Source organism: Winogradskyella thalassocola, from assembly GCF_900099995.1.
GTDB lineage: Bacteria > Bacteroidota > Bacteroidia > Flavobacteriales > Flavobacteriaceae > Winogradskyella > Winogradskyella thalassocola.
Genome location: NZ_FNCZ01000003.1, coordinates 401,466 through 412,991, shown reverse-complemented (window position 1 = coordinate 412,991; position 11,526 = coordinate 401,466). Strand labels below are relative to the sequence as shown.

At 32.6% G+C, this 11,526-nt stretch carries 8 protein-coding genes; 2 read left to right on the top strand and 6 right to left on the bottom strand.

Annotation, left to right across the window (positions count from 1 at the left end):
- The 4 genes from BLT80_RS10995 to BLT80_RS10980 all read right to left on the bottom strand — a co-directional run.
- On the bottom strand, positions 1 to 1,456 hold a 1,456-nt coding region (locus BLT80_RS10995; RefSeq protein ID WP_139181055.1), incomplete at its 3' end, for a PorP/SprF family type IX secretion system membrane protein.
- Position 1,457: 1 nt separating this feature from the next.
- Positions 1,458 to 2,861: a T9SS type B sorting domain-containing protein gene (locus BLT80_RS10990; RefSeq protein WP_245710226.1), complete on the bottom strand. Its 1,404-nt coding sequence runs from the start codon at positions 2,859 to 2,861 to the stop codon at positions 1,458 to 1,460.
- A gap of 169 nt (positions 2,862 to 3,030) precedes the next feature.
- The gene (locus BLT80_RS10985) at positions 3,031 to 4,197 is read right to left on the bottom strand and encodes a hypothetical protein (RefSeq protein ID WP_394331390.1); all 1,167 of its coding nucleotides are present in this window, start codon (positions 4,195 to 4,197) and stop codon (positions 3,031 to 3,033) included.
- A 422-nt stretch (positions 4,198 to 4,619) separates the two neighbouring features.
- Positions 4,620 to 5,072 carry a hypothetical protein gene (locus tag BLT80_RS10980; protein WP_092467869.1) on the bottom strand — a complete coding sequence of 151 codons (453 nt, stop codon included), beginning with the start codon at positions 5,070 to 5,072 and terminating at the stop codon, positions 4,620 to 4,622.
- 551 nt (positions 5,073 to 5,623) lie between these two features.
- Here BLT80_RS10980 and BLT80_RS10975 point away from each other — a divergent pair.
- Together BLT80_RS10975 and BLT80_RS10970 are read left to right on the top strand one after the other, a co-directional pair.
- Complete coding sequence (locus BLT80_RS10975) at positions 5,624 to 6,235, top strand: peptidase associated/transthyretin-like domain-containing protein (protein ID WP_092467867.1); 612 nt, start codon at positions 5,624 to 5,626, stop codon at positions 6,233 to 6,235.
- A gap of 143 nt (positions 6,236 to 6,378) precedes the next feature.
- Positions 6,379 to 8,112 (top strand): patatin-like phospholipase family protein, encoded by a 1,734-nt coding sequence (locus tag BLT80_RS10970; protein ID WP_092467865.1) that lies wholly within the window; start codon positions 6,379 to 6,381, stop codon positions 8,110 to 8,112.
- A gap of 19 nt (positions 8,113 to 8,131) precedes the next feature.
- Here BLT80_RS10970 and BLT80_RS10965 read toward each other — a convergent pair whose 3' ends face one another.
- Together BLT80_RS10965 and pta are read right to left on the bottom strand one after the other, a co-directional pair.
- Complete coding sequence (locus tag BLT80_RS10965) at positions 8,132 to 9,316, bottom strand: acetate/propionate family kinase (RefSeq protein ID WP_092467863.1); 1,185 nt, start codon at positions 9,314 to 9,316, stop codon at positions 8,132 to 8,134.
- 12 nt (positions 9,317 to 9,328) lie between these two features.
- Positions 9,329 to 11,437, bottom strand: coding sequence for a phosphate acetyltransferase (gene pta, locus BLT80_RS10960; protein WP_092467860.1), 2,109 nt, complete (start codon positions 11,435 to 11,437; stop codon positions 9,329 to 9,331).
- Positions 11,438 to 11,526 lie beyond the last annotated feature (89 nt).

The following is an 11,526-nucleotide window of genomic DNA, read 5'->3' as shown; positions in this document are numbered from 1 at the left end:
CAGCTTCTTCTTTAGCTTTCTGTTCTGCTAATAATGTAGCTTGAGCAGCAGCTTCTTCTTTAGCTTTCTGATCGGCTAATAGTTTAGCTTGAGCAGCAGCTTCTTCTTTAGCTTTCTGATCGGCTAATAATGTAGCCCGAGCAGCAGCTTCTTCTTTGGCCTTTTGTTCTGCTTGTAATTTAGCCCTAGTTTCTGCGCGTTCTGCAGCTTTTTTATCTGCTTCAATTTCATTAGTTTTAACATTTGCTTCAGCTAACTCTTTTGCTTTTTGATCTTCTATTAATTTGGCTTCTGCTTCAGCTTCTTTTTGTTCTTTTTGCTGTATTGCTAGTATTTCAGCTTGTTTATCTGCTTCAATTTTCGCTTCTGCCTTTTGTTCTGCAACTAATTTAGCTTCTACATCGGCTTCGGCTTTAGCTTTAGCATCAATAGTTGATTTACGACTTGCTACACTTGGTTTTGTAGTTTTAGTAACACGACGTTTTTTATAGCCATCTGATGAAAGAATACTACTCACTTCATCTTCACGACTATAATCGTAATAATTATCGTTTTTAAATCGGTAGGCTAAAGTTATTTCATGTGAAGGACCATAATTACTTAAATCACCAAAAGCAGTTTCAAAATTATATTCAATCGCAATTTGTGTAGTAATATTTAATCCAACCCCACCAGAAGCACCATAAAGTGTATTATAACCCGCTTGTGCCCAAATACCTTTTGGTACAGTTACCATTGCCACTACAGATATAATGGTTTCTTCTTTTTGAAATTCAGATCGTAATAATCCGGTAAATTTACTTTCATTAAAGAAGCCTCTACTATCCATGTAGCCAGTGTACATAACGTGAGCCTGAATGCCTTGTTGTGGATTATCTTCAATAAGTGTCGAAGATTCAAAATTATATAATGCCAAGTTGCTTATAGCTAATCCAAAATCTAAAAACTCAGTTCCATAATTAATTCCTGGGTTAATAGATAATAGAAAATTTTCGGGTACGTTTTGCAACGAAGGATCATCAAAGTTAGTTACTACGTTTGCGGTATTTACACCACTTTTGTAAGCACCAATATTAAGACCAAAAGTAAGGTTACTATCGTAACCTAATTGTGCATTATATGCAAAATTCAAAATACCACCAAAGGTGGTTAGTACTCCATAATTTTGTTGAAAAAGGCCAAGTCCAGCCCCAATATTCTCTCCAAATCGTCCCGAATAACTTGCTAAATAGGTGAGTGGTGCGTTTTCAAATTGCACCCATTCTCTTTTATTATAAATACTGATATATTTAGTTTGCTCTCTCACAAAACTAAATGTTGGGTTTATAGTATAACGATTAAAGGTTAATGAATTTCGTGTTGGTATGGCAAGTGAAACCACTCCGTCATCTTCTTGAGCGTAAAATGTCTGTATAGAACAGAAACATAATATAAGAAGTAAGAAATGTGCTTTCATGTTATTTAACTACGGTTATTGAACCTTTTTTTGTTTTATTATCAGATGTTGTAATGATGTAATAATAGACCTGGTTAATACTTGTCAATTTTAAATCGTTTTCTGGCCAGTTATTTAAGTAATCTTTAGTTTGTAAAACAACTTTACCTTGATTGCTCATTATAATCACTTCTGTATCGGTACCACTAACGTAGGTGGTTGGTATTATCCAAGTATCATTAATGCTATCTCCATTTGGACTGATAAGGTTTGGAATATGCTCTACTTCTGGAAAAAGATCTAATGCTTCTTCAATAGAGAATAAATATTCCACTGAGGTCATACATCCTGTGGTTTGCATAATGCTTACCTCATAATCACCAAACTCAGTAGCTTCGAATGAAGCCTCTGTTGCACCTATAATAATGCTTCCGTTTAAATACCAGGTAAATTCAGGGTTTATTGCTGTTGTTGTTACTGTAACTAAAAGTGATTCTTCTGAAGACATTTCATTAAACTCTGGCACATTGATAGTGCTATCAAATAATTCACTTACTAAATCAATAGAACCAGAAGCAGAACAATCACCTAAATCTACTTGTACTGAAAACATACCAGATTCATTAGTTTGATACATTTGACTTGTTGCATCTACAATTATATTTCCGTCTTTATACCATTGGTATGAAAGACCACCTATAGTGCTTAAAGTCGTAAGACCTTGTTCTGGGCAGTATGGATTTCCTAAACTTGAAACAATGGCAGCATTAGCTTCTCCGGATACGGCTTCACTTATAGTAACACGATTAGAAAATGAGTCTGAAGTACAAGTCCCATAGTTGGTTCTTACAAAATAAGTCCCTTCTGTATTTACAGATAAGGTTGGGCCGTCAGCCACAAAAACAAACGTTGTTGGACCAGTTTCCTTGTACCATTTAAATGTGAGACTTGGGTAAAGAAGCGGAGAATCGTTATTGCCATTACCTGGATTATCAATAGATAATAAATAACTACCTCCAGCACAATATGCACCAGTAGACACTAAGTTATTAATGGTAAATGGTGAATCTTGAATTTTATAATAAGCGGCAAACGGAACCGATCTAGAACTAGTTGCCACAGGAGCACTACTTTTAATTCGAATACGGTAGTTTTCACCAGCTGTTGTTTCTGGAATAGAAAAAGCAATTGTTGCCGGTGATGTAGTTACAGATCCTGCTGCTGTAGTATGTATAATTGTTGGATCTGAAAAATCGCCGTCAGCATCAGACATCTCAATAGTAAATTCATTTGATGCGTTTAATGCAGATTCTGGGGAAAAAATAAATGTGGTATTAAAGGTGTTAAACGATTCACTTGCACAAGCCTGAGTAAAGCCTAAATTTGGCGTACCAATTACTACTTGCGCATGAGCTCGTTGTGTCATAGTAACGAGACATAAGCAAATTCCATATAAGAATTGTGTTAGGAAAGTAGGTTTAAGCATTAGTTTGGGAATTGTAGTTTTTGGTCTATAAGCTATTTAGGGTTTTATCAGTGTCGTAACAAATGTGATATGCTATGAATTAAAATTTACTAACTATTTCAGAATAATTTTATTCATCGTCGTCATCATCAAATAAATCATTAGATGCTATAATTTTGTTTATTCTTAATCTAAAATCTGGACTTCTACTGTTATCAGAATCGATAAAAGTTTCAGAGTCTGGACCTTTTGAATACACATTATCAAAAGCCCTACTTCCGTACCAACTCTCTAAATCATCGTTATTAGAAGCGTATTTTTTGAATATATTTCCTTTACAGTTATTAAAATATGAACGTGTAATTTTGATCCTTTCTAAATTCTCGCTGTTGATTTCAATACCTTCATCAAAAATCACAGCTGGCTTAAAACCAGATATCACACTTTTATGAATATTAAACGATACGTCTGGTCCAATAAAAATAGCTTCTTGTACCAAGCCAACTTTAATATCTGATTTTAAATCGTTACTTATGTTAACCAGTGTAAGGTTTTCTGCATTTACAAAAGTTTGCTTTTTAGAAGTATCTGCATTTTCTTTTAAATCATAAGAGGTCGCAGACATACATCGAGAACCATCGGCACTTGAGATATAAGGTGATCTTACCGCTAACGCATTTTCAATATGACATTGTGTACCGTTGTTAAAATTATAATCGTTCTTATTAGATCTAAAGGACACTGTTTTAGTTAAGTTAACTTCACCACCTAAAACATTAAATGAATGACCTTCACAATAACTAACCATAACATTACTTATAGCCGTTTTTAATCCAACACCTGCAAGTGTAAGTCCACTGAAGTTTTCAAAACCTTTAGTTTTCTTTCCGGCGTATTCAATTCTAATAAAATCTAATACGCCAGAGTTACTATCAATGTTATCACCACCATAGCTAATGCTTTCTGTTGATGATGGATTTAAGCCATAGTTAAGAGAGGCTACTTTACCAAATACGTTAATAGGTGCATCACCTAGTATAAAAATTCCGCCCCAATCTCCAGGTTTTTTATCTGTTCTATTAGACGTAAAAATAATGGGATCAGTTGGCTTTCCTTCTGCTATAATTTTAGAACCGTTACTAATAATTAACGATCCCTTAGTTTTAAAATCTCCGAGTATAACCGTTCCAGGCTCTATTGTTAAAGTCGTACTATCTGTAACGAAAACTTCACCTAATAAAAGATAAGTGTTCCTTTTGGTTAAAGTTATATTTTCTGAAATGTTCCCAGATAATATTTGTGTCGGTTCTTCATAGTTCGCTTTGTTTGGTTGAAAGTCTGTCCATGAGTCTAGCCAATTATTATAGCCAGTAATTCCTTTTTCCTGTTGAGCAAATAAACTACCAAACACTAACAGAAATAAAAGTGAAGTAAGAGTAATTTTTTTCATAATAGGTAAATTTGATATTTAGATTAAGGGGCTTTAAATACAATTATCATCAAACATATAAATATATTCCATGAAACACAAATAATATCGATGAAATACATCATATAATCAATATTGTATGATTTAAACTACAAATAAAACCTGATTACCGTTAAAACAAAAGCATTAACCCGAATATACATTATTTTAAAAAAATTATTGGATAAAAAAAAACCTTGACACAGTTATGGTCAAGGTTCTTAAAACACATGTAATAATTAAAAAACTAACTAATCCTTTTTAAAATCGTCGTAGGTATGTAATGCTTTTAAAGTTGATTCATAAAAAAGTATTGCCGCAATTAAATCTGTAGTATCAGAATAGGGTAATATCTTTTTTTGAAATTCAATAGTACTATCAAAATAAGAGATAGAAGCTTCAATATTATCTTCTAAGGCCTTTTTATTATCTTTTGTATCTGGTATTCCAAGATTTTCCATAGTAACTCCTGGTTTAGTTGCAAAAGCAATATTAGGTAGGATATTTACTATAACTTCAATTCTCTCTATATAAAGAACAAGTAATTCTCCTTTTTTCATCGTTTTTAAGTCCTCACGACTATGATATTTTGAGATGTTTACTTTGCCACTAATGATACTTTGAGATTCCTCTTTTTTTTGAGCAAAACTCATGCTAATCATTAGAAAAAATAGAGCACAAAATAAAGTAGATTTGGTTTTCATATTCACGCTTTTTAGTTAATCTTAGTGTCACAAATCTATACAATTTATTAAATAAAACAATTTTATTTAAGCATTTTTCACTAAACATTTTTTCATATAAAATACATATTTCAAGGTTAAACTGCATGTTTAGTGGATTAAACGTAAAAATTACCGACGAAATACTTTGGTGATTTATTTGGTTTTTTTAACTTATAATAACCGGTTTTTGACAAAAATTTACGCCTTATAGTCAAAATCAAAAACCCTATTGCGAATTAAAAAGTTCTAAATTTCATGTGTATCATGACCTTTAAAACCTTACCTTTTTGAGACGTAAGTTTACCTGTATTTTCGTTTTTTTTAATCATTCAATTTTACCTGTTTTTAAGGTTGTAATAAAACACTGTCGTCGCATTTTGTCGTCATTAATTTTTTAATGACATAATAGTATTTCATCGGAAATTTTGGTCCTTTTTTTCGCTTTATCGTAAAAATGGAGCATTGATATGATTTTTAAGGTATTACGAGATAAAAGCATGAATTTTGATTAAACCCAAAAGCTTATCCTCATGAAAAACCTAAGAACTTTGTTTTGTATTGTATGTTTCTACGGAGCATTCAATACCGCTGCAGCGCAAGAATTAAATTCTATTTTAGATTCTAATAGTCCTATATATGATCGTGCCGAAGATCAATTAAGTAATACAGATACGATTCCAGATTATAGATCTAAAACAAATAAACTAAAGTTAACTGGTATTATTTATCAAAGTGATGGTGTAACACCTGCAAAGGATGTTATTCTTTTTATTGAACAACCAGATGAGGATGGTGATTTTGATTTAAGAAACACAGGAGATGCTCGTTATGTTTTTCATAGAAGTTGGGTAAAAACGGATGCAGATGGTAGATATACATTATACACGTTTGTTCCTGGAGGAGATAGAAGATACAATCAATTGCAACAAATATTTCCACTTGTAAAAGAGCCATCAAAGCAAGAGTATGTTGTAGAATCGTTTTTATTTGATGAAGATCCACTACTAACCAAAACGTGTAGAAAGCGTATGGCGAAAAAAGGAGATCCTACTCGAATTCTTAAATTAAAAACAGAAGATGGTATTCTTGTTGCAGAACGTAATATTACTTTAAAAGCTAATGAAACTTTAGCGAAATCATAAATATAACCGTATACTTTTATACACGCGTCCTAAAATTATTTAGGACGCTTTTTTTTGTTCCTATTTTGAATAAGTTTGATTTACATTCAACTTCGTAATAATAATTCCTATTTTTAGTCATAAGAAATATAGATATAAAAATAATGAGTAAACAGACGTTTCACTTAGGTCTTTCTTTAGCAGGTGCTGTATCGGCAGGTGCTTATACTGCCGGATTTATGGATTATTTGCTAGAAGCTCTTTCTGAATGGGAAAAAGCCAAACTAGAACAGATTGACAATCCTGATAGTAATATTCCAAATCACAAGGTTGTTATTGATGCGATTGGTGGTGCTTCAGCAGGAGGAATGGTAGGAATGATTTCTACACTTGCGCTTTATTCTGGCAATTGGAAACCTGTAAAAAAAGTTTCGAATGTAAAAACCGGTAATTTTCTATATGATAGTTGGGTATTTTTAGATGATGATATAACCCCAAACAATGAAAAGAGTAGAGGTATGGCTACTTTCGAAAAAATGCTCGATACCTCAGATATTGCTACTGACCATGGAGCGCCTTCACTTTTAAATTCTACTCCTATTGATGCAATTGCAGAGCGTGTTTTTGATGAATTACCAAAAGATGCTGGTTTAGATAAATTACCGAGTTTTATTTCTGAAGATTTAAGATTATTAATTACACTTACAAGTTTAAGACCTATAGATTATAAGGTGAAATTAAGTAGAATTAAATCGAAATTTTTAGATGAAACACCGTCTCATCGTGTTAGTAGTCATGATGTGGTTGCACATTTTAAATTGAATTACGATAGTGCTTCTGACAAAGGACACTATTTACCATTTCTTCCGCACAACCTGGATTCTAGAAATTTTCTAATCAAAGTCACAAAAGCAACAGGTGCATTTCCTATTGGTTTGAAACCGCGTTATTTTAATGATGAATTTGCTACTGAATATTTAAACAATAGTCTTAAAGTTCGCAAATCACTTCTAGAGGATATGGATGTTTTAATTGATAAAGAGGAGACTCCTAATTTTCAATTTACAGCAATAGACGGAGGTACAATAAATAATGAACCATTTGATGAAGTTTTAAGACACCTTATCAATACACATGGTGCGCCAAATATAGAAAACCCAAAGTTTGGAACAGTACTTATCGATCCTTTCCCAAGTTTTTTCGATGCTATAAAAACAGATAAAATTAATTATAAGATATCTAGCATTGTGGGCATACTTGGCGCTCTTGTGCCAACGATTCTTAACCAAGCACGCAATAAACAAACGGATACTTATGGTGTTGGCTTATTTAAATTGATGTCATTTCCTAGAAAATTGAAACCCGGAAAAATGGAAGTTAGAGATCATCCACCTTTAGCTACAGGAGCTTTAGAAGGTTTTGGTGGCTTTATTGATATTAAATTTAGACAGCACGATTTTTTCTTAGGTAGAGATAACGCTCGCAATTTTCTAAGAGGAATTCTCTTTTTAGAATGTGATAAAAATGATCCTGATAATTTGTTTTATGGTGTAAATGATGCTGCCATAGCTGAATTTAGAAGACTTGTAAAGCAAGATGATGGAAGCGAAAAAATCTATATGCCTATTATTCCTGATATTAGCAAGATTGAAGGAGATACCAATCCCACAAGTTATGAAGTGGAAGACTTCCCAAAGTTTGATTCTAAAGCTTTTAAAAAACTTGAAAAACCAATTAAAAAAAGAGTGAAAGCCATTTTAAAAGCAGAGCTTAATGGACGAATTAGCAGTTGGATATTACGACCAATTGTTAGTGTTTTTAGAGGTGTTTTTGCCAGTAAAATCACAAAATGGATTATGATACAAGTCGAAGCTGATTTTAAACAGCGGAAGATGTAGTTGAGATCTTCTTTAAATATCAGTTCAACAATTCAAAAGCTTGTTTCGCAATTTCTAATTCTTCATTCGTAGGTATAACCAATATTCTGGTTTTAGAAGTTTTAGTGTTTATTTCTCTGATAGCTTTAGATCTAATGTCGTTTTTGTTAGGATCTAAATTAATTCCGAAGTAATCCATATCCTCACAGACTAAGCCTCTAATAAGACTAGAGTTTTCACCAATACCAGCAGTAAACACAATAGCATCTAAACCATTCATTGCTGCAGTATATGCACCAATATACTTTTTAATTTTATAGGCATTCATTGCTAACGCTAATTTACAATCCTCATTGCCATTAGCAGCTTGTGCTTCAATATCTCTTAAATCACTATAACCTGTTAAACCTAACATGCCACTTTCTTTGGTTAATAATGTATTTACTTTATCTAAATCATAACCCAAGCTATGCACCAAGTAAAACACAATAGCATGATCGATATCTCCACTTCTAGTCCCCATAATTAAACCGTTAGAAGGTGTAAATCCTAAACTATGATCTATACTTTTACCATCTACAACGGCAGTCATACTGCAGCCATTACCTAAATGAATTGTAATAATCTTAGACGTTTTTAGTTTTAAATAGTCAAGTGCTTTTTCTGTAACATATTTATGACTTATTCCATGAAAACCATAGACCTGAATTTGTTCTTCATTGTAAAGTGCTTTAGGAATAGCGTACCTTTTTGCTTTATTTGGTAATGTTTGAAAGAAAGCAGTATCAAAAACCGCAGCTTGTTTTGCATTAGGAAAAAGTTGCTCAGCCACAACGATACCTTCAAGATTATTAGGATTATGTAAAGGCGCTAATGAGCCAAACTTTTTAATATCTTGTTTTACAGCGTCTGTAATTAATGTGGTATTAGAAAATGAATTCCCGCCATGAACCACACGATGCCCAATAATTTCAATCTCGTTGGTGTTTTTTATGACTCCTATTTCAAGATCTAATAATAAATCTACCACCTTTTGTAAACCATCAGTATGGTTTTCTATTTGTTCTATTTGCTTAATATCAACACGATCTGTTTTGTAATTAAGTATCGCGTCTTTTTGACCAATACGTTCAACTAAACCACTACAAATTAAGGTTTCAGAAGGCATTTCTATTAATTGAAATTTTATTGAAGAGCTTCCTGAATTTATGACTAATATGTTCATTCTATTTATATTTTAAAGACCTTGTGCTTGGATTACAGTAACAATAACCGTGTTAAAAATATCGTCTGTTGTACAACCACGACTTAAATCGTTTACAGGTTTATTTAAACCTTGAATTATCGGTCCAATAGCCAATGCTTTAGTTTCACGTTGTACAGCTTTATAGGTGTTATTTCCTGTGTTTAGGTCTGGAAAAATAAAGACATTCGCTTGTCCGGCCACTTCCGAATCTGGTAGTTTTGTTTTTCCTACTTTTATATCAACGGCAGCATCATATTGAATAGGGCCTTCAACTTTTAAATCCGGACGCTTAGTCTTAATGATTTCTGTTGCTTGTCTTACGCGTTCTACATCTTCACCAACTCCAGAAGAACCAGAAGAATAAGACAACATCGCAATTTTAGGTTCTATACCAAAAGCAATACTGGTTGCCGCAGACGAAATAGCAATTTCTGCTAATTGTTCTGAATTTGGATTTGGATTAATAGCACAATCACCATAAACAGAAACACGATCTTCTAAACACATAAAAAATATAGAAGATACAATAGATGTTTCAGGTCTTGTTTTTATAAACTGAAGTGCCGGAAGAATAGTGTGTTGCGTTGTATGTACAGCACCAGAAACCATACCATCTGCATCACCTTTATGCACCATCATAGTACCAAAATAAGAAACATCTTCCATTAAATCTTTAGCCATAGCTAAATTTACATTCTTATGCTTTCTAAGCTCATAAAGGGTATTAGCATAAGCTTCAAAATTATTTGATTCTATAGGATTTATAATATTAACTCGGTTTAAATCTAATGCAATATCGAGCGCCAATAGTTTTGCTTCAATTTGTTCTTTATCACCCAGCAAGGTAATTTCTACAGCATCTACATCAATTAATTGTTTTGTAGCTCTTAAAATACGCTCATCTAAACCTTCTGGTAAAACAATATGCTTTTTATTTAAACGCGCACGTTTTAATAAGTTATACTGAAACATTCTTGGAGTCACTCCGTTGGTTTCAAATGTAATAAGACGTTCTACTAGCGCATCTGATTTTACATGCTTTTCAAAGTCTTTTATTGAAGTCAGAATCTTTTGTGTGTTTTCAGCATAAATCTGAGACTTTATCGTACCAATACAATTCGTTACTGAAAACGTCCCTCTTTTTGCAGATATAATAGGCACCACATCAGAAAGTCCTTCAATAAGTTTAATAATAGACTCTTCAGGTTTTAAACCTCCTGTAAGTACAATACCAGAAATAGAAGGGTAGTTGTCTGAAATATTAGCTTGTAAAGCTCCTAAAATAATATCAGCTCTGTCACCAGGAGTAATTACTAAAGCATTATCTTTTAAATGTGTTAAATAATTACGCAGTTGCATCGCACCAACACTATAATTGCCTGCTTGATTGTTAATGTATGCCTCACCAAAAAGGACTTCAGCATTAAGTACATCTACAATTTCTTTAATAGACGGGTTTGCTAATAAAGGATTTAATGGAATAGCATTAACAAGGACACCAGACGGTAAGTTTTTTTCTAATTCTGAAATGATTAAAGGTTGATATTCTGAATCTACCTTATTAGCTATTACTGATAACACTTCTACACCTTTATCCTTAAAAGAATCGAATGCCATATGTAAATTACCCACCAATTCTTCGATGGTTTTTCCAATGCCATTTGCTATTATTATAGCCGGAACACCTAAGTTTTTAGCAATTAAAACGTTAATATCAAACTCAATAATAGCACCTTCTCCCACAAAACTACTACCTTCAACTAATACAAAATCAAAACGCTCTTCAATGGCTTTGTATTTATCGATGATTTTACTAATAATTTTATCATCGTCATCATCATTTTTCATTTTAATCACTTCGCTTCGGGTGAAGGCATAAGCATCTTCAAATTTTAAATCGAGATTAAAATAAGAGGTTACTGTATTAATGTGATTATCAATTTCTCCTGCTTTAAGATCATCAATAATAGGTCTGAAGTAACCTACTTTAGCTGCTTTTCCAAGCAATAATTGCATTAATCCAAGTGAGATTATAGATTTTCCACTGTTGGGTTCTGTAGTGGTAATATAGATGGCTTTGTTGGTCGTTTTTTTATTCATTATTGTTGGTAATATATCTATTTAATACTAGTTTAAAACGATTAGCAAATTTAGAGCTTTAGACTTATAAAGTTATGAGATATATCATA

Bases quoted from the DNA above. Each gene is read 5' to 3' on its own strand.
- BLT80_RS10990 (WP_245710226.1), bottom strand. From the start codon at position 2,861: ATGACACAACGAGCTCATGCGCAAGTAGTAATTGGTACGCCAAATTTA.
- BLT80_RS10980 (WP_092467869.1), bottom strand. From the start codon at position 5,072: ATGAAAACCAAATCTACTTTATTTTGTGCTCTATTTTTTCTAATGATT.
- BLT80_RS10975 (WP_092467867.1), top strand. From the start codon at position 5,624: ATGAAAAACCTAAGAACTTTGTTTTGTATTGTATGTTTCTACGGAGCA.
- BLT80_RS10970 (WP_092467865.1), top strand. From the start codon at position 6,379: ATGAGTAAACAGACGTTTCACTTAGGTCTTTCTTTAGCAGGTGCTGTA.
- BLT80_RS10965 (WP_092467863.1), bottom strand. From the start codon at position 9,316: ATGAACATATTAGTCATAAATTCAGGAAGCTCTTCAATAAAATTTCAA.
- pta (WP_092467860.1), bottom strand. From the start codon at position 11,437: ATGAATAAAAAAACGACCAACAAAGCCATCTATATTACCACTACAGAA.